Origin of the sequence: Pigmentiphaga litoralis (assembly GCF_048632615.1) — a bacterium.
GTDB classification, from domain to species: domain Bacteria; phylum Pseudomonadota; class Gammaproteobacteria; order Burkholderiales; family Burkholderiaceae_B; genus Pigmentiphaga; species Pigmentiphaga litoralis_B.
In genome coordinates this window covers 3427894-3446076 of the sequence record NZ_CP184479.1, presented here as the reverse complement: position 1 = coordinate 3446076, position 18183 = coordinate 3427894, and the positions used below count along the sequence as shown (strand labels likewise).

Below are 18183 nucleotides of genomic sequence, written 5' to 3'. Positions count from 1 at the left end.
GATATATCCGTAATGGCGGGGGCGATATGATTTCGATATGGAATTTCGTCACCTGCGCTATTTTCTGGCGGTGGCCGACGCCGGCCACATTACCCGCGCGGCCGAGCAGCTCGGTATCCAGCAGCCGCCGCTCAGCCAGCAGATCAAGGCGCTTGAACAACAGCTGGGCCTTGCCCTTTTCCACCGCCATCCCAAGGGCGTCAGCCTGACCGATGGCGGCCGCCTGTTCGAGGCCGAAGCGCGCCGCATCGTCAACGACACCGAGGCCATGCAGGCCCGCATGGCGCTGGTTGCGCGCGGCGAAACGGGCCGGCTCGACGTGGGCATTACCAGTTCGGCGGGCGCCCATGCCTTTACGCCCCGTGTGCTGCGTGCGTGCCGCATTCATGTGGCGTCAGTCGCGCTGACCATCACCGAACGCAATGCGGCCGAGATCACCGAAGCCGTGGCCGACACCCGCCTGCATTGCGGGCTGCTGCGGGTCCCGGTCGCCACACCGGCTGGCCTGTCGTTCGAGACCTTGCTGCGCGAACCGGTCATGGTGGCGCTGCCAGCCGATCATCCTCTTGCCCGGCGCACGGGCCGCCGTGCCGCGCAGCCGCTGTCCATCCAGGACCTGCGCGATGAATCGCTGATCCTGGTGCGCAAGCCCGGGGCGCCGGGCCTTTACCAGAACCTGCTGGCGCTGTTTCATGAACAAGGACTGCAGCCCCGCATTCACGCCGAGGTGGAGCGGATGACCACCAACATCAATCTGGTGGCGTCCGGCATGGGCGTGTCGGTCGTGCCGGCGTCCATGCGCACCCTGCATCCCGAAGAGGTCATCTACCGGCCGCTGCGCGAAAGCGCCAGGCTGGACGCCCCGATCACGCTGGTCTATCGGACGGCGGATTGTGTCGGCGCCACCGCGCGGTTCGTGGCGCTGTGCCGCGAGACGGCGCGCGCCGCCGCTCAACAATGAGCGTGCTCACAACGAGGCGTCGTCTGGTCATGGCGGGCATGGCGTTGCTGCTGCCAGGCATGACGGCGAAACCGGCGAGCGCAGCCGCGGACGCGCGTCCAGGGCCCGGCGCGATGCCGATGCCTTCCGGCGGACGGGTGATGGCGTCCGGCCCCGCATCGCTGGCCGACGCTGCCGCACCGGGCGCCTCGCCATCTCGTCGCGTGCTTCCTCGGCCCTTGCGGCTGGTGGTCGCCTATCCGCCCGGCGGTGTAAGCGCCACGCTGGCGCATGTGCTGGCCGAAGAACTTGCAGCGCCGCTGGGCGTGCCCGTCATTGTCGACTACCGCGCAGGGGACGGCGGCAGCGTGGCCATGGGCATGATCGCGCGGGCCGCGCCCGATGGCACGACCCTGGTCTTTTCGGCGATCACGCCATTGACTGTGCGGCCACTGGTGGGCGCCGTCACCTATGATCCGCTGCGCGACATCGCGCCGGTGGCGGGCGTCATGCACACGCCGTTGCTGCTGGTCGGCACGCCTGCCCTGCCCTTCGATACGCTGGCCGACACGCTGCGCCACGCGCGGGCGTTTCCCGGTCGATTGCGATGGGCATCCTCGGGCATCGCCACCACCGGCCATATGGTCATGGAACAGGTCAGCCGCGCCAGCGGGACGCGTATCGTGCATGTGCCCTACAAGGGCGGCGGTCAACAATTGACGGATGCCCTGGGCGGCCAGTTCGAACTGCTGTCGACCAACGTCAGCGAGATGTCGTTGCGCGCCATTGCAGCCGGACAATTCAAGCCGCTGGCCGTGGGTGCGCCCGCGCGTCTGCCCGTGCTCCCATCCGTGCCGACCTTTGCCGAACTGGGCTTCGACCAGGCCAATCTGTCGTCGTTATTTGGCGTGTTCGCACCGGGCGGCACGAAGGCGTCAATATTGAAAGCGCTCAATCAGGCTATCAATGTGGCGGTGGCGTCATCCAACTTCCAGCAACGCCTGGCCGCCACCGACAACCTGCCGGCAAGCGGCACACGCGAGGCGTTTGCGGCGCGCGTCAGGGCCGATTTCGAAGCCAACCGCGCCATGCTGCGGGATGCGCCCTTGCAAGCGCGCTGACGTCCAGATCGCTGTCGCGTCCAGATCGCATCCAGGCATGCAGATCGCATTGGCTCTCAGGTTGCATTGGCTTTCAGGTTGCATTGGCGATTCAGATCGCATTGGCATTCAGATCGCATTCGGCATTCATATGCCACCGCACGCTCCATTGGCAGCCCGCATTCAGATACCGGCGGCAACCGGCTCGCCGTTCGTCTTCATATGCACAGAATATGCAGAACCACTTTTCCATATATTTGACGCTTATGTGACACGTCTCTACGATGGTTGCGCAGAACAACTACACGATCCCATCCGGAGACACATCATGCGTACCACCCCCTTTCCCTTGGCGCGGCCGTTGCCGCCGTCATGTTGCTTGGCGCCTGCGGCGGCGGCGACGACAACAACGACAGCAGCACCCCCGGTCGCGTCGGGCGAAAAAGCGCCCACGTCGGCGACCTGCCCGTCCGTCGTCCCGGCAACGGCAAAGTGCCTGTCCGGGCAGGACTCGGCTGGCGCGTACTACCTGATCGCCATGCCAGAGAAATGGAACGGCGACCTGGTCATGCACGCCCATGGCGGCCCGTCGCTGGACGCACCCACCCCGGCCCGCGCCGTGGAAGACCTGGAGCGCTGGACGATCATGGTCAAGCAAGGCTATGCCTGGGCTGGCTCGACCTTCCGCCAGGGGGCGTCGAAGTGCGCGCCGCCGCGGAAGATACCGAACGCCTGCGCAAGATATTTATCGAACACGTGGCCAAGCCCAAGCTGACGATTCTCCATGGCCAGTCCTGGGGCGGCGGTGTCGCAGCCAAAGCGGCCGAGACCTACACCGCGGCCACCAACAATGGCAAGGCGCCCTATGACGGCGTGCTGCTCACCAGCGGCGTGATCGCGGGCGGCAGTTATTCGTACGACTTCCGGCTGGATCTGCGCGTGGTCTACCAATATCTATGCAACAACCATCCCCGTCCAACCGAAGCAGCCTACCCGCTCAGCCTTGGCCTGCCGGCCGGCGTGACCATGACGTCCGCCGACCTGACCGGCCGTGTCAACGAATGCCTGGGTCTGAACAAGGCGGCCGCGCAGCGCACGCCTGAAGAAACCCGCAAGATCCGCACGATCGAAAATGTCATCAAGATCCCGGCCAGCTCGATCCAGTCGCACATCAACTGGGGCACCTTCCACTTCCAGGACATCTCGAGCAAGCGCACCGGCGGCGCCAGCCCCTTCGGCAACATTGGCGTGCGGTATAGCGGATCCGATGACGACACGGCCCTGAACGCAGGTGTGCTGCGGTATGCCGCCGACCCGACGGCAGTCGCCAAATTCGCGGCCGATACCGATCCGAACGGCAAGATTCCGGTGCCGGTGCTGACCATGCGCGGCACGCAGGATCCGACCGCATTCGTTGAAATGGCCAACTTCTTTGGCCGCACCATGACCCGGGCAGGCACGGCCGACCATCTGGTGCAGACCTTCACGAATGACAGCGCGCACAGCTATCTGAGCGACCCCGCCTACGTGACGATCATGTCGCAGCTCACCAAATGGGTAACGCAGGGCACGAAGCCCACACCGGCCAGCGTCGCTGCCGCCTGCCCGGCCTTCGAAGCCGAATACGGCGCGGGTTGCCGCTTCCTTCCCGATTACGTGCCCGCCGCATTGGAAACGCGCATTCCGCCTCGCCAACGCAACTGATCCTTTCTGTTTCTGGACGCCAAAACGGCGTGCTGCGACCTGCAGCACGCCGTTTTTTTGTTGTCCGTGGTGCGTACGACGAGGCGTACCCCGCCTTCCAGAAACGCCCATTGAAGGGCTGTCGAACACATCTGCTAAACAAAACCCCACATTTCTTCACAATCATAATGATATCCATTATCATTTGTACTACTACTTACATTCCATCAAAAACACCGCATCCAGGGCACAGTGGATCTGGCCACGCCAGTCCGCCAGTGCCGCCCCTGGGGAGGCGCACAGCGCCCGGGGGGACCATACAAAAGGACATCCAATGTCGTACATCAAGAGCCGCAAGCATCCCGCTGCGCCGCGCCGCCACTCGACCGCCGCGGCCACCGCCGCCGCCCTTGCGGCAGGTATTGCCATGCACCCTGCCAGCGCCCAGACCGCCTCCGGCTCGACGACATCGCTGCCCGAAATCACTGTCAGCGGTGACGCACAGAACGACTACAAGGCCGACGCCCTGTCCTCGCCCAAGTTCACCGAACCGCTGATCGATACGACCCGAACCGTCACGATCATCAAGGAAAGCCTGTTCAAGGAACAGGTCGCCACGACGCTGACCGAAGCGCTGCGCAATACCCCGGGTGTCGGCACCTTCTTTCTTGGCGAGAACGGCAACACCACCACCGGCGACGCCGTCTACATGCGCGGCTTCGACGCCAGCAGCAGCATCTTCATCGACGGCGTGCGCGACACCTCGACCGCATCGCGCGACGTGTTCAACATCGAAAGCATTGAAGTGATCAAGGGGCCGTCGGGTTCCGACTATGGCCGCACCTCTCCGACCGGATCGATCAACCTGGTCACGAAACAACCTCGGCTGGAAAACTTCGCGGCCGGCACCTTGAGCCTGGGCACGCAGAACCAACGCCGCGTCACGGCGGACCTGAACCGCGTGATCGAAGGCGGGAACGGCGCTGCGTTCCGCCTGAACGTGATCAAGCAGGACAGCGATGTACCCGGCCGAGATCATGTGAACAACGACCGCCTGGGCATCGCGCCGTCGCTGGCGTTCGGCCTGAACGGCAACACGCGCGCGTTCTTCAACTTCATTCACACGAAGCAGGAAAGCGTGCCCGATGGCGGCGTGCCGACGATCGGACTGCCGGGGTATAGCGCGCCGGCCGCGGCAAGCGGCACCACGACGCCAACTCCCGGCGCGACGCAGGCCTTGCTGAATCAGCTGAACGGCGCCCCGCGCGTGCGTTCGCGCAATTTCTACGGCACCAGCGGCGACTATGACGACGCGACCACCAACATGCTGACGGCTCGTGTGGAGCATGACCTGGGCAACGGCAACCTGCTCACCAACACGACCCGGTACGGCCGCACCGATCACGACTACATGCTGAACGCATTCATGCCGACCGGGAACAACCTGAACCTGGCCGGACCGCAGTCCGCATGGACGGTTGCGCGCAGCCTGCCCACCAACGTCGATCAGCGCAACACCATCCTGACCAACCAGACCAATCTACGCGCGACCGCCATGACGGGCGGCCTCAAGCACACCATCAGCACGGGTCTGGAACTGACGCGCGAAGAACAGATCAACTACGCCTTCATCGCGCGCAACACGGGCGGCGCGGGCACCGCACCGCCCGCCAACCTGTACAACCCCGACTGGAATGCGCCGGGCTACACCCGTATCAAAGCGCCGGGGCAGGCCACGGGCACGACCAAGACTGCGGCAATCTATGCGTTCGACACCATTCAGATCAGCGAGCGGTTTTCAGTGAACGGCGGGTTGCGGTATGACCGCTACAAGACGGAATACGCATCCAATCCGTTCACCGCCACCGCCACCGCACCGGCGCTCGACGTATCCAAGTCGGGCAATCTGTTCGGCTGGAAACTGGGCGCGCTCTACAAGCCTGCGGACAATGGCAGCATGTACGCGGCGTATGGCGTGTCACAGCAACCGCCGGGCGGCGCGGCCTTCGCATTGAGCACCTCGGCCAATAACGCCAACAGCACGGCTTACGATCCGCAAAAAGCCAAGACCGCCGAAGTCGGCACCAAGTGGGATTTCCTGGATCGTCAGCTAGGTGTGGCCGCCGCCCTGTATCGCACTGAGATCACCAACGAAATCATTGCCGATCCGGTCTCCCCGACGACCTACATCCAGAGCGGCAAGAAACGCGTGCAAGGGGTCGAGCTGTCCACCGTCGGCCAGATCACCAAGGCATGGGCCATCAACGCCGGCTACACCACCATGCACACGGCTGTCACCAACGGGCCGAATGTCGGCGCCGATCCAGGCAGCAACGCGCTCAACTACACACCCAAGAGCGCCTTCACCCTGTGGACCACCTACAAGACGCCCTTCGGGCTGACCATCGGCGGCGGCGCGCGCTACAACGGCAAGCTGCAGCGCGGCACCGACGGCGCGGTGGGCACGCCGCGCTACACCGACTCGTATGTGGTGTTCGATGCAATGGCGCTGTACCCGATCAACCGCAACCTGAGCCTGCAGCTCAACGTCTACAATCTGTTCGACAAGGATTACGTTGCGAACATCAACAAAAGTGGCTATCGCTACACGCCTGGCGTGCCGCGTTACGCCTTGCTGAGCGCCAACTTCCGCTTCTGATCGCGGACCCGCGTCGTGCTTTGGCCTCTCCGATCCGGAGAGGCTTTTTTCGTTCAAAGGAGGCCCGCGATGATGCTCCATATCCCAGGCGTGTTGACACCGGAACAGGCTGCCCAGCTGCGCGCGCGGCTCGATGCGTCGGACTGGACCGACGGGCGCGCGACCGTTGGCGACCAGGGCGCGCGTGTCAAACGCAATCGTCAATTGCCGGAAGGCTCGCCGCTTGCCATCGAACTGGGCCGCATCGTGCAGCATGCGATGTCGTCCCACCCCACGTTCTTTGCGGCTGCGCTGCCCGCGCGGATGATGCTGCCGCTGTTCAATTGCTATGAAGGTGGCGAGCACTATGGCAATCATGTCGATGGGTCGGTGCGCATCCTGCCGGGCACCGATCAACGGCTGCGCACCGATGTGTCGTCCACGCTGTTCCTGTCCGAGCCCGACACCTACGAAGGCGGCGAACTGGTGGTGCGCGACACCTATGGCGAACACGAGGTCAAGCTGCCGGCAGGCGACCTCATCCTGTATTCGGCCACCAGCATTCACCGCGTCGAGCCGGTCACGAAAGGCGCGCGTGTCAGCGCGTTTTTCTGGACGCAAAGCCTGGTGCAGGACGATGGCCAGCGTACCCAGCTATACGAGCTTGACGTGGCGATCCAGTCGCTGCGCGCGCGCCATGGCGATAGCGACGAAACCATTGCGCTCACGGCCCACTATCACAACCTGATCCGCCGCTGGGGCCAGACCTGATCCGAGGCATGTTTATTGCTCGACTGCACGGACAACCTTCGTTCCAGATGGGGAGTCCATGCAGATCACACTCGAAAACCAGGTTGCGATCGTCACTGGCGCCAGTTCCGGCCTGGGCGAGGCGGCCGCGCGGGCATTGGCCAAGGCCGGTGCCGCGGTCGTCATGAATTACCACTCCAAGGCAAAACCTGCGCGCGAACTGGTCAAGGCCATCAAGCAGGATGGCGGCCAGGCGATTGCCGTGGGCGCGGACGTGTCGGACGAAGCCCAGGTCGACATGATGTTCCAGAAGGCCATCGATACCTTCGGCCACATCGACATCCTGGTTGCCAATTCCGGCATGCAGAAAGACGCCGCAGCCGAAGACATGACCCTGGACGACTGGAACACGGTGCTGTCGGTCAACCTGACGGGCCAGTTCCTGTGCGCGCGCGCGGCCATCCGGCAATTCAAGGCGCAGGGCGTGCTCGACAACGTGTCGCGCGCGGCGGGCAAGATCATCCATATGAGCTCCGTGCACCAGACGATTCCGTGGGCCGGTCACGTCAATTACGCCGCATCCAAAGGCGGCGTCGACATGCTGATGCGCACCCTGGCGCAGGAACTGGCACATCAGCGGATCCGCATCAATGGCATCGCGCCTGGCGCCATTCGCACGCCCATCAACGAGACCGAAACCAAGGGCGCGGCGGGCCGCAAGCTGCTCAAGCTGATTCCGTATGGCCGCATCGGCGATCCGGAAGACATCGCCAATGCTGTCGTGTGGCTGGCGTCCGACCTGTCGGACTATGTCGTTGGCACGACGCTGACCATCGACGGCGGCATGTGCCTCTATCCAGGATTCATCAACAATGGCTGAGTCGATGGCGTATCCCGATCCGATGCCGGACACCGGCCCCGTTCCCACCCAGCGGCCCATCGAAGCGCACGGCATCATCGGCGACATGCGCACGGCGGCGTTGATTGCCGATGATGGCGCCGTCGACTTTTTCTGCTGGCCGGAATTCGACAGTCCTTCCGTATTCGTATCCCTGCTCGACACGCCACGCGCAGGCGCCTTCGAGCTGTCGCCCGACCTGCCCGATGCGCGCCGCATGCAGGTCTACCTGCCCGACACCAATGTCCTGCTGACACGGTGGCTGGACGAAGCGGCCATCGTCGAGTTGACCGACCTGATGCCGGTCAACGACACCGACGACGTATCGCGCATCGTGCGGACGATCAAGGCCGTTCACGGACGGGCCCGCATCCGCCTGCGCTGCGCGGTGCGTCATGATTACGCCCGTGCCGACACGCGCGCGCGCAACGACGGCGGAGATGTGTGCTTCGACGCGGAGGGCCAGCCGTCCATGCGCCTGTCGGGCAGCACGCCGCTCTCCATCGATGACAACGCCGCGGTTGCTGACCTGTGGCTAGAAGAAGGCCAGACGGCCGAGTTCGTGCTGGGCGGCGCCGACGATCCCTTCGTGCGAGCTGATGATGCGCTCAACTGCTTCCGGCGCACCATGGAGTACTGGCGCGGCTGGCTGTCGCAGTCCCGTTATACCGGCCGCTGGCGCGAATATGTCGCGCGGTCCGCGCTGGCGCTCAAGCTGCTGACGTCGCGCCGGCATGGCGGCATCCTGGCCGCGGCCACGTTCGGATTGCCCGAAGACCTGGGCGGCGAACGCAACTGGGACTACCGGTACACGTGGATACGCGATGCGTCCTTCACCATCTATGCCTTCATGCGCCTGGGCTTTACGGAAGAGGCCAATGCCTTCATGCACTGGGCGTCCGAACGCGTGCCGGCCTATGTCGAGACCAACGACGACACAGACCATGACCCGCACAAGATCCTGGCCGTGATGTACACGGTGGATGGCAATCCGGATCTGAAGGAAGAGTCTCTCGACCATCTGAAGGGATATGCCAACTCGCGTCCGGTGCGCATCGGCAACGAGGCGTACAAACAGGTGCAGCACGACATCTACGGCGAGCTGCTGGACGGCGTCTACCTGAGCAACAAGTACGGCGAAGCCATCTCCCACAAGGGGTGGCGGCACGTCATACAGATCGTCGACCAGGCCTGTCGCGACTGGCGCACGCCCGACGTCGGTATCTGGGAAATGCGCGGCGAATCGCAACACTTCCTGCACTCGCGCCTGATGTGCTGGGTCGCGATCGACCGCGCCATCCGGCTGGCGCAAAAGCGGTCGCTGCCTGCCCCGTTCGAGCGCTGGAATGCCGAGCGCGCGGCCATCCACGACGATATCTGGGAAAATTTCTTCGACAAGGAAGCCGGACATTTCGTGCAGCGCCTGGGCAGCCGCGCGCTGGACGGCGCCATGCTGCTGATGCCGCTGGTGCGGTTCGTTGGCGCGACCGACCCGTGCTGGCTCGCGACGCTGGATGCCATTCGTGACCGTCTGGTGCGCGACGGCATGGTCAAGCGCTACCTGATGGAAGAAACCCCCTGCGACGGCCTGGAGGGCGATGAAGGCGCGTTTGCCGCGTGTTCCTTCTGGTACGTCGAATGCCTGGCGCGCGCTGGCCGGGTGGACGAAGCCCGATCCGAATTTGAGAAATTGCTGACCTATGCCAACCCGCTGGGACTCTACGCTGAAGAGTTCGATCGGCGCGGCCGCCATCTCGGCAACACACCACAGGCCTTGACCCACCTGGCGTTGATCAGTGCGGCATCATTCCTGGATCGCAAGCTGTCAGGGGACGAGACACACTGGCAGCCCTGATGTACATTTGTCGCATATTGATAAAAACATATAGACCTAAGTAACCGCCTGGCGATCGATGCCGGCCGGCCCAGGTCAACAGGAGACGGTATGCGACACCTTTCACGCCTGTCCGGCGGCCTGCGTGCGACCCTGCTCGGCGCGGTCTGCCTGGCGACGTCCACCCTGGCATGCGCGCAGTCCGGCGCTTCAGCCGCCAGTACACAAAGCTACCCCAATCGCCCTATCCGGCTGCTGCTCGGCTTCGCGCCGGGCGGCGGATCGGACATCGTGGCCCGCCTGGTGGCGCGCCCCCTGGGCGAGCGACTTGGGCAGAACGTGATCGTCGAAAACAAGCCCGGCGCGGGCGGCAACATCGCGGCCGAACAGGCGGCCAAGGCCACGCCCGACGGCTACACGCTGGTGCTGCTCCCCAGCGGCCACGCCAGCAACGCCGCCATGAAGAAGTCGTTGCCCTTCAACCCGGTGGATGATTACGCGTGGATCTCCACCGTCACCACGTACCCGCTGGCGCTGGTGGTCGCGCCCGATTCGCCCATCCAGTCTTTCGGTGACTTCATCACGCGGGCAAAGGCCGCGCCGAACACGTTGACCTATTCGTCGGTCGGGGTCGGGACCGCCATGCATCTGGTTGGTGAATGGATATTGAGCGAGGCCAACGTCACCGCCGTGCATGTGCCCTTCAAAGGTGGCACCGCGCCTTTGGGCGAGCTGCTGGCGGGCCGGGTCAATGTCATGATCGACACCATGACGAGCACCGCGACGCTGCTGAAGGAACAGCGCGTGCGCGCGCTGGCCGTCACGGCGCCCAAGGGCGGCAGCCCGATCGCCGGCGTGCCGACCGTGGCCGACACGCTGCCCAATGTCGTGTTTGAATCCTGGCTTGGCATTGCGGCGCCCGCCGGCACGCCGCCCGAGATCGTTGCCAAACTCAACGAGGCCTTGCGCGCGGTGCTGGCCCAGCCCGACATCCGCCAGCGATTGACGGACTGGGGCGGTTCGCCCCAGGCCAGCACGCCCGCTGAATTTCGTGGACGGGTCGAGCGCGACATCGCCAGCCTGCGGGGCGTGATGCGCGAACGCAAGATCGAGCAGGAATAACGTGGGATCAGCCGGGGCCGGCCTGTGTCAGGGCCGCTTCGGCTGGCTTGCGCAAGCGATATCCGACCGCCAACGCGATCAGCCATACCGGGATCAGGATCACGGATAAGCGCATGCCGGGTGTCAGCCACATCACCACCAGAATGCCCGCCAGGAATACCAGCGTGATCAGATTGGTCAGGGGGTAGCCGATGCTGGGGAACTGCGTGCGTGCGCCTCCCAGCCGCTTCTGCTGCCGGAACTTCAGGTGGGTGACGGAAATCATGAACCAGTTCAGCACCAGCGACGACACCACCAGGGACATCAGCAATTCGAAGGCTCGCGCCGGAATCAGATAGTTGATGACCACACACGATGCGGTCGCCACCGCGGACACGCCCAGCGCGGCCAGGGGCACGCCACGCCGGCTCACGTTCAGCAGCGCGCGCGGCGCATTGCCTTGCTGCGCCAGGCCATACAGCATGCGGCTGTTGCAGTACACGCTGCTGTTGTAGACCGACAGCGCGGCCGTCAGCACCACCACATTGAGCACGGTGGCGACCACATTGCTGTCGAGCGCATGAAAGATCAGCACGAACGGACTGCCGCCTTCGACCACTTTGGGCCAGGGATACAAGGACAGCAACACGACCAGCGACCCGATGTAGAACAGCAGGATCCGGTAGATGACCTGGTTGGTCGCCCGCGGAATGCTGCGTGCCGGATCGTCCGCTTCGGCCGCCGTGATCCCCACCAGTTCCAGCCCGCCAAAAGAAAACATGATGACCGCCATTGCCATGGCCAAGCCACCCACCCCGTTGGGGAAGAAGCCGCCGAGCTGCCACAGATTGGCCAGGCCCGCGTCGGGCCCGGCGTTGCCGCTGGCCAGCAGATAGCCGCCAAACCCTATCATGCCAATGATCGCGATGACCTTGACCAGCGAGAACCAGAACTCCATCTCGCCATAGATCTTTACGTGCGCCAGGTTGATCGCATTGATCAACACGAAGAACACCGCGGCCGATACCCAGGTCGGCACCCCCGGCCACCAGTACTGGATGTAGATGCCGACCGCCGTCAGTTCGGCCATGCTCACCAGCACATACAGCACCCAGTAATTCCAGCCCGATGCAAAGCCCGCAAAATGGCCCCAATAGGCGTTGGCGAAATGGCTGAAGGATCCGGCCACCGGCTCTTCCACCACCATCTCGCCCAGCTGGCGCATGATGAAAAACGCCACGATGCCGGCCAGCGCGTAGCCAAGCAGCACCGATGGCCCGGCCATGCGGATGGTCTGCGCAATGCCCAGGAACAGCCCTGTACCGACCGCCCCGCCCAATGCGATCAGCTGGATGTGACGGTTCTTGAGACCACGCTTGAGTTGCTGAGGGGCGGACGACGCCATGCGCTTCCTTTGAAAACGGGGGATCGCCTTCCGGTCAGGGCGCCAGCACTTCCTTGGGCAGATTGACGATGAAGTCGGTCAGGCCATTGGCGTCGCTGGCCGGACGCATGTGGTCCACCATCGCGCTCGACGCCGACTCCGCGTCTCCCTTCTGGAACGCTTCCACCACGCGGCGGTGCTGCTCGAACGAATTGCGGATCTGGCCCAGCGCCGCGAAGGCGTGCCGCCGGTAATAGCCGGTGCGGGTGCGCATCCGCAGCACTTCCTGCCGCAGATAGGGGTTGCGCGTGGCGCGGTAAATCAGTTCATGGAAGCGCAGATTGCTTTCCTGCCAGCCCGCCACGTCGTCGGCGTCGACCACCTTGCGGCTGGCCTCGTGGTGCCGGACGATGATGTCGAGTTCTTCGGGCGTCATGCGCTGGCACGCCAGCCGCACGGCCACGCCTTCCAGTTCGGCCAGCAATTCCCACAAAGACAGCAGTTGCTGCAGGTCCATCTTGGCGACGATCATGCCGCCGCGCGGCAGGCTGGTCAGCAGCCCTTGCGCCTGCAGTTGCAGCAAGGCTTCGCGCACGGGCGTGCGCGACACGTCGTATTGAAGCGCGAGTTCGGCCTCGTCGACCGATTCGCCAGGCAGCAGCGACCCATCCTTGATGGCTTCTTCGATCTCCATCCGGATCCGGTCGCTGGCTTTCGTGAAAACTTTCTTTTGGCTCCTCATGCCGCAAGTTTCTCACATTCGGACGGGGGTTCCGGCCTACTCGGGCGTAATTCCCGCCTGTTTGACGGCGGCGCCCCACTTGACCGTTTCCGTGCGAATGAACTCGCCGAACTGCGCGGGCGTGCTGCCTACCGGCTCGGCCCCGGCCTTGACCAGGGTCTCGCGCACATCCGGCTGGGCCAGGATCTTCACGACCTCGTCATGCATCCGCTGGATGGCCGGTGCGGGCACCGACGCGGGCGCCACGATTCCGGTCCAGCCCGTCACCACCACCGACGGCAGACCGGACTCGGCGGTGGTGGGCACATCGGGCACGGCCGCGGACCGATTGGGCTGGCCCACTACGAGGGTGCGCAACTTGCCGCTCTGCACCTGTGGCAACAGCGCCGGCATCGTGCCAAAGATGAAGTCCACCCGGCCCCCGATCAGGTCGACGATGGCCGGCGCCTCGCCCTTGTAGGGCACATGCTGCATCTCGACCTTGGCCGCGCCCGCCAGCAACTCGGCCGCCAATTGCGACTGGTTGCCGATGCCGGCCGATGCAAAGCGGATGGATCCAGGCTTGGCCTTGGCGGCGCCGATCAGGTCGCCCAGGGTCTTGTAGGGCGAGCTGGCATTGACGACCAGCAGGAAGGCAATCGACGTCGTCTGCGTCACCGGGCGGAAGTCGCGCGCCGTGTCATACGGCATCGACTTGTAGACGTGCTGATTGATCGTCAGTGTACTGGGCGATGTCATCAGGAAGGTATGACCATCGGTCGCGCGCGCAGCCGCCTCACCCGCGATCAGGCCGTTGGCGCCGGCCTTGTTGTCGACCACGACGGCGGCGCCGATCGCATTCGACAGCTTCTGGCCAATCAGGCGCGCGGCAATGTCGATGCTCCCGCCGGCCGATTGCGACACGATCAGGCGAATCGGTTGCGTCGGCCACGCCGCGGGCGCGGACTGCTGGGCATACAGGGAGGTCGACGTCAGACAGGCGGACATCGTCAGCAGGGCAATCACGGAGCGTTTCATGGCGGTTCCAGTCGGGCGGCTAGGGGTGGGAATCGAAGAAGGCAGTCGAAAGCGCAGTCGCAAAAACGTCGAGCCGGTCAGGGGCAGAAATCCACGAGCGCGGACACATCGGGGCAATCGTCCAGCTGCATCAATGCGTCGCGCAACTGCGCGGCGCGGGAGGCGCCCCAGAGCGGTTCCGCCAGGTCGCGATACTTGCGTTCCAGATCGGCGGCGGCGTGCGGACGGCCGGGCTCGCCGCTGGTGATGATGCATTCGCCATCGACCACCGTGCCGTCACGCAAATGAATAGCGAGCGTCACCCGTTGTTCGGCGGGATAGCGCGCCGTGAATTCTGGCGCTTCGGCCACGTTGACGCGCGCCGCCAGGGCCACGATGCGGGGGTCCGCCACGGCCTCATCGCCAAAGGCGTCCAGACCATTGCGCCCGCCCACCATCAAGGTCGCTACCGCGAACGGCAACGAGAAACGGGTGCCGAACCAGTCCTTGGGCCGCTGCGTCGTCAGGTACGCGGCAAGCCGATAGGCGCGCACGTCAATGTGATCGACGTCTTCCGGAGCGATGGGCCGGGGCGCCTTGGCCTGTGCATCGAACAAGGCGTCGATACACGAATGGGAATACCGCGCCGTGGGATACAGCTTCAGATAGCCCTCTGTCAGCAGCCAACGTTCGCCCAGGCCAGCAACGGCCGTTTCCTTCGAAAAGCCGTCACCCAGCACCAGGCTGAAGGTGGTGTTGACGCCGTCGGATGGTCCACTGAAACCGGACTCGACCAGGCGCGCCGCCATCTGCCCCATCATGCCGCTGTGTCCCGCGTACCAGTTGCGCACGGTTGCGCCATCCAGCATGGTGTGCCGGTTGGTCGCCATGCACGACGACGCCGCCAGGCTGGCCAGTTGCCGCAGGTCGCGGGCCGGCATGCCCGTCAAGCGGGCCGTGGCCAGCGCGGCGCCGACCACGCCAAAAGTCCCATGCGGATTGATGATCAGCTTCACTTTGGTGGCCCAGCCGATGCGCGCCACCACCTCGTAAGCCAGCGCGATCGTGGCCAGCAGTTCCTTGCCCGACCGCCCCAGTTCCTGCGCAACGGCCAACGCAGCCGGGATCACCTGCATGCCCGGATGGCCGTTCGCCAGAAAATTCCCTTCGTCGTAATCCAGCCAGGCCCCGGCAATCCCATTGAGCATGGCGGCATCGAAGCGGTTGGTCGTGACGCCGCGGCCGATCACCCAGGATCGTCCTGGCGATCCGCTCCTGACCTGCTTGTCGGACAGCGCCATCAGTTCGGCCGTGCGCATGCCACTCGCGATCACAGGAAACGTATCGACCAGGATTTCGCGCGTGCGAGCCAGCACGGCGTCGGGAATGTCTTCGTACCGGGTCTGGCCCACGAAGCGCGCAAGCTGATCGAGGTAGTCCACCGGAACGTCCGATGCAGCGGCAGGAGAAGAAGCATCCGTCATGTCAGTTCGCCTGAATCCCGGCCTTCTTGACCAAAGCGCCCAGACGCGCCACGTCGGCCTTGATCAGGGCGCCGAACTCGTCCGGGCCGGAACCGACCAGGTCAAAGCCCAGGCTGGCCAGTTTGTCCCGCACGGCAGGCGTGGCAATGGCCTTGGCGAATTCGGTATGCAGGCGCGCCACGACCGCGGGTGGCGTGGCCGAGGGGGCCACGATGCCGTTCCACGCCGCGTAGCTGTAGCCCGGCAGGCCGGCCTCGGCAATCGTCGGCCAGTCCGGCGCGGCGGCCGACCGCTTCGGGGTGCTGACGCCCAGCACCCGCAGCTTGCCTTCCTTCACGAAACCGATCACGTTCGACATGCCCGAGAACATCATCGGCACCGTGCCGGCCACGACATCCGAGATGGCAGGCGCCATGGCCTTGTAGGGAACGTGGGTCATCTTGATGCCAGCCGCATCGATGAAGATTTCCATGGCCAGGTGCTGCGCCGATCCGGACCCGGTCGATGAGTAGTCGATCGACCCCGGCTTGGACTTGGCCAGCGCAATCACTTCTGGAATGGTTTTTGCACTGAAATTCGGGTTCTCGACCAGCACCAGCGGCACGGTGGATGTCAGCGTGACCGGCGTGAAATCCTTGAGCGGATCGTAGGGCAGCTTGGCGTACAGCGCCGGGTTGGCCGCCATGATGCCGTCGTTCGGCATGAACAGGGTATAGCCGTCGGCCGGGGCGCGGGCTGCCATCTCGGCCGCGATGATGCCGTTTGCACCGGTGCGGTTGTCGATCACGATGCTTTGGCCGATCTGCTCGGACACCTGCGCGGCGACGACGCGGCCAATGGTGTCGACCGCGCTGCCCGCGCCGAACGGAATGATGAGTTTGAGCGGACGGTCAGGAAAGGTCTGCGCCGTTGCGACGGCCGGAACCGCAGCCAGCGCGGCTGCAATCAGGGTCAGCGGCAGACAGGCACGCGCCCGGAATGGATAGGGGAAAGAGGCCACGGCGCACGTCCTGCAAGGGGTTGAGCGGAAGAGTGCGAAAAGTATCTCTCAATGAAATATATGTACGCAACATAAAAATATATTTATATTGAACCGCCCTTTGCTTTGTTCCGGGCCCCGTCCAGCTTGGTGCAACGCGCCCCATTTTGCGCACCGTCGGCTGGCCGCCGCCACCATTCCGTGCGTCCCCTCGCGAGTGTCCTGCCGTGACTGTTCCCCATTCCCCTGCTTCCGATTACCTCGATCGCCTGGCCGAATTCGCTTGCACCACCACGCTGGCCGACATCGACCCGCGTGCGCTGCACCACCTGCGCGTCATCATCGCGGACACGCTCGGCGCCTTCGCTGCGGGCAATCAGGAACCTGAAATGCGCGCGCTGCTTGCGCGGCAAATGGACGAAGTGGCGGGAGGCCACGCCAGCGTGGTTGGTACCGGCCAGCGGCTCAACCCGATCGACGCCGCGGCGCTGAACGCGGCCGCGGGGTGCTGGCTGGAACTGGACGAAGGCAATCTTGCCAGCAATGGCCACCCTGGCATTCAAGTCATCCCGGCCGCACTGGCCGTGGCGCAACAGCGCCGCAGTTCGGGCGCCGACTTCCTGCTGGCGTGCGCGATCGGCTACGAGATCATCGCGCGGGTCGGCGCGGCGTGCGACATGCGCATGTGCATCCACCCGCACGGCACCTACGGCGTCATTGGCGCCGCGGTCGCCGCCGCCCGTCTGCACGGCCTTGACGTGACCGAGATGCGCGAACTGATCAACCTGGCCGGCTCGTCTCCCATCGCCGGCAATCGCCAGAGCATGAAAGACGGCGCCACCCTGCGCAACTGGTACGCCTCCCACAGCGCCATCATGGGGCAGACCGCGGTTCGCCTGGTGCAAAGCGGCTTTACCGGCCCGCGCGACGGCATCACGCCCACGTGCGACGAAGTCCTGTTCGACAACTTCCGACCCGATGACGTCGTGCGCGACCTCGGCACGCGCTGGCTGCTGGCCGAGGGCTACATCAAGCTCTACGGCTGCGGCCGCCCCATCCACGCCGCGCTCGACGCGGTCCGCCAGGCCCTGGCAGGCGCGGGCGAACCTTCCCGCTGGCCGCGCGCCGACGACATCGCGCACATCCACATCCGCGGGTTCAAGTTCATTGCGTTCCTCAGCCGCCGCGACATCCGCAATGCCTTCGCCACCCGGTTTTCGACGCCGTTCGCGGTGGCCAGCGTGATCGTGCACCGCAGCCACGGCCTCGAATGTTTCGACGACGCCGCCGCCGCGGACGACACGATCCACGGCCTGGTCGCCAAGATCGAAATGGTTGAGGACGACAACTACAGCGCGCAGTTTCCTGGCAAGCAGCTATGCGACGTGACGATCACGTTGAAGGACGGCACCGTGCTGTCAGGACACACGGACGTGATCCGTGGCGAGCCCGCGAATCCCGCCGATCCGGACGAATACAAGGCCAAGTTTTTCGACATTGCACGGCGCGCGTGGCCGGATGAGCGGGTGGCTGCGATTCATGCCGAGGCGATGGCGATCGATGCGGTGCCGGACATGCGGGGGCTGGGGGTGTGGCGGGGGTGTGAGCTCGCGTCATTGTGATCTGGACCTCCGACGCATTGCGCTGGCATAAC

At 64.6% G+C, this 18183-nt stretch carries 15 protein-coding genes; 10 read left to right on the top strand and 5 right to left on the bottom strand.

Annotated features, from left to right (window positions below):
• The first annotated feature begins 37 nt into the window (after nt 1-37).
• From ACNANG_RS15690 to ACNANG_RS15650, 9 genes are all read left to right on the top strand, one after another.
• Nucleotides 38-961, top strand: a complete 924-nt coding sequence (locus ACNANG_RS15690; RefSeq protein ID WP_420223767.1) for a LysR family transcriptional regulator — start codon at nt 38-40, stop codon at nt 959-961.
• Nucleotides 958-2061, top strand: coding sequence for a Bug family tripartite tricarboxylate transporter substrate binding protein (locus ACNANG_RS15685; RefSeq protein ID WP_420223766.1), 1104 nt, complete (start codon nt 958-960; stop codon nt 2059-2061). The genes ACNANG_RS15690 and ACNANG_RS15685 overlap by 4 nt, the downstream gene beginning before the upstream one ends.
• A gap of 307 nt (nt 2062-2368) precedes the next feature.
• Nucleotides 2369-2815, top strand: a complete 447-nt coding sequence (locus ACNANG_RS15680) for a hypothetical protein (RefSeq protein WP_420223765.1) — start codon at nt 2369-2371, stop codon at nt 2813-2815.
• Entirely contained in the window at nt 2743-3744 is a 1002-nt protein-coding gene (locus ACNANG_RS15675) for a hypothetical protein (RefSeq protein WP_420223764.1), read from the top strand. The genes ACNANG_RS15680 and ACNANG_RS15675 overlap by 73 nt, the downstream gene beginning before the upstream one ends.
• A gap of 313 nt (nt 3745-4057) precedes the next feature.
• Entirely contained in the window at nt 4058-6382 is a 2325-nt protein-coding gene (locus tag ACNANG_RS15670; RefSeq protein WP_420223763.1) for a catecholate siderophore receptor Fiu, read from the top strand.
• A gap of 69 nt (nt 6383-6451) precedes the next feature.
• Nucleotides 6452-7132, top strand: a complete 681-nt coding sequence (locus ACNANG_RS15665; protein WP_420223762.1) for a Fe2+-dependent dioxygenase — start codon at nt 6452-6454, stop codon at nt 7130-7132.
• A gap of 58 nt (nt 7133-7190) precedes the next feature.
• The gene (gene fabG / locus ACNANG_RS15660; protein WP_420223761.1) at nt 7191-7991 is read left to right on the top strand and encodes a 3-oxoacyl-ACP reductase FabG; all 801 of its coding nucleotides are present in this window, start codon (nt 7191-7193) and stop codon (nt 7989-7991) included.
• Complete coding sequence (locus tag ACNANG_RS15655) at nt 7984-9864, top strand: glycoside hydrolase family 15 protein (protein WP_420223760.1); 1881 nt, start codon at nt 7984-7986, stop codon at nt 9862-9864. The genes fabG and ACNANG_RS15655 overlap by 8 nt, the downstream gene beginning before the upstream one ends.
• 90 nt (nt 9865-9954) lie before the next feature.
• Nucleotides 9955-10965, top strand: coding sequence for a Bug family tripartite tricarboxylate transporter substrate binding protein (locus ACNANG_RS15650; protein ID WP_420223759.1), 1011 nt, complete (start codon nt 9955-9957; stop codon nt 10963-10965).
• Between the two features lie 7 nt (nt 10966-10972).
• On the opposite strand, the gene ACNANG_RS15645 is transcribed toward ACNANG_RS15650, so the two are convergent.
• The 5 genes from ACNANG_RS15645 to ACNANG_RS15625 form a co-directional block, all read right to left on the bottom strand.
• Entirely contained in the window at nt 10973-12349 is a 1377-nt protein-coding gene (locus ACNANG_RS15645; protein WP_420223758.1) for an amino acid permease, read from the bottom strand.
• A 34-nt stretch (nt 12350-12383) separates the two neighbouring features.
• Nucleotides 12384-13022, bottom strand: coding sequence for a GntR family transcriptional regulator (locus tag ACNANG_RS15640; RefSeq protein WP_420223757.1), 639 nt, complete (start codon nt 13020-13022; stop codon nt 12384-12386).
• 84 nt (nt 13023-13106) lie between these two features.
• Nucleotides 13107-14087, bottom strand: a complete 981-nt coding sequence (locus ACNANG_RS15635) for a Bug family tripartite tricarboxylate transporter substrate binding protein (RefSeq protein WP_420223756.1) — start codon at nt 14085-14087, stop codon at nt 13107-13109.
• Nucleotides 14088-14164: 77 nt separating this feature from the next.
• Nucleotides 14165-15550, bottom strand: a complete 1386-nt coding sequence (locus ACNANG_RS15630; protein WP_420223755.1) for an MmgE/PrpD family protein — start codon at nt 15548-15550, stop codon at nt 14165-14167.
• 1 nt (nt 15551) lies between these two features.
• A complete protein-coding gene (locus ACNANG_RS15625; protein WP_420223754.1) occupies nt 15552-16550 on the bottom strand; it encodes a Bug family tripartite tricarboxylate transporter substrate binding protein in 999 nt (332 codons plus the stop codon).
• Between the two features lie 206 nt (nt 16551-16756).
• Here ACNANG_RS15625 and ACNANG_RS15620 point away from each other — a divergent pair, with 206 nt between their 5' ends.
• Nucleotides 16757-18151, top strand: a complete 1395-nt coding sequence (locus tag ACNANG_RS15620) for an MmgE/PrpD family protein (RefSeq protein WP_420223753.1) — start codon at nt 16757-16759, stop codon at nt 18149-18151.
• Nucleotides 18152-18183 lie beyond the last annotated feature (32 nt).

Excerpts from the sequence above, each read along its gene's own strand:
- ACNANG_RS15690 (WP_420223767.1), top strand. The coding sequence starts at position 38 with ATGGAATTTCGTCACCTGCGCTATTTTCTGGCGGTGGCCGACGCCGGC.
- ACNANG_RS15685 (WP_420223766.1), top strand. The coding sequence starts at position 958 with ATGAGCGTGCTCACAACGAGGCGTCGTCTGGTCATGGCGGGCATGGCG.
- ACNANG_RS15680 (WP_420223765.1), top strand. The coding sequence starts at position 2,369 with ATGCGTACCACCCCCTTTCCCTTGGCGCGGCCGTTGCCGCCGTCATGT.
- ACNANG_RS15670 (WP_420223763.1), top strand. The coding sequence starts at position 4,058 with ATGTCGTACATCAAGAGCCGCAAGCATCCCGCTGCGCCGCGCCGCCAC.
- ACNANG_RS15665 (WP_420223762.1), top strand. The coding sequence starts at position 6,452 with ATGATGCTCCATATCCCAGGCGTGTTGACACCGGAACAGGCTGCCCAG.
- fabG (WP_420223761.1), top strand. The coding sequence starts at position 7,191 with ATGCAGATCACACTCGAAAACCAGGTTGCGATCGTCACTGGCGCCAGT.
- ACNANG_RS15655 (WP_420223760.1), top strand. The coding sequence starts at position 7,984 with ATGGCTGAGTCGATGGCGTATCCCGATCCGATGCCGGACACCGGCCCC.
- ACNANG_RS15650 (WP_420223759.1), top strand. The coding sequence starts at position 9,955 with ATGCGACACCTTTCACGCCTGTCCGGCGGCCTGCGTGCGACCCTGCTC.
- ACNANG_RS15645 (WP_420223758.1), bottom strand. The coding sequence starts at position 12,349 with ATGGCGTCGTCCGCCCCTCAGCAACTCAAGCGTGGTCTCAAGAACCGT.
- ACNANG_RS15640 (WP_420223757.1), bottom strand. The coding sequence starts at position 13,022 with ATGGAGATCGAAGAAGCCATCAAGGATGGGTCGCTGCTGCCTGGCGAA.
- ACNANG_RS15635 (WP_420223756.1), bottom strand. The coding sequence starts at position 14,087 with ATGAAACGCTCCGTGATTGCCCTGCTGACGATGTCCGCCTGTCTGACG.
- ACNANG_RS15630 (WP_420223755.1), bottom strand. The coding sequence starts at position 15,550 with ATGACGGATGCTTCTTCTCCTGCCGCTGCATCGGACGTTCCGGTGGAC.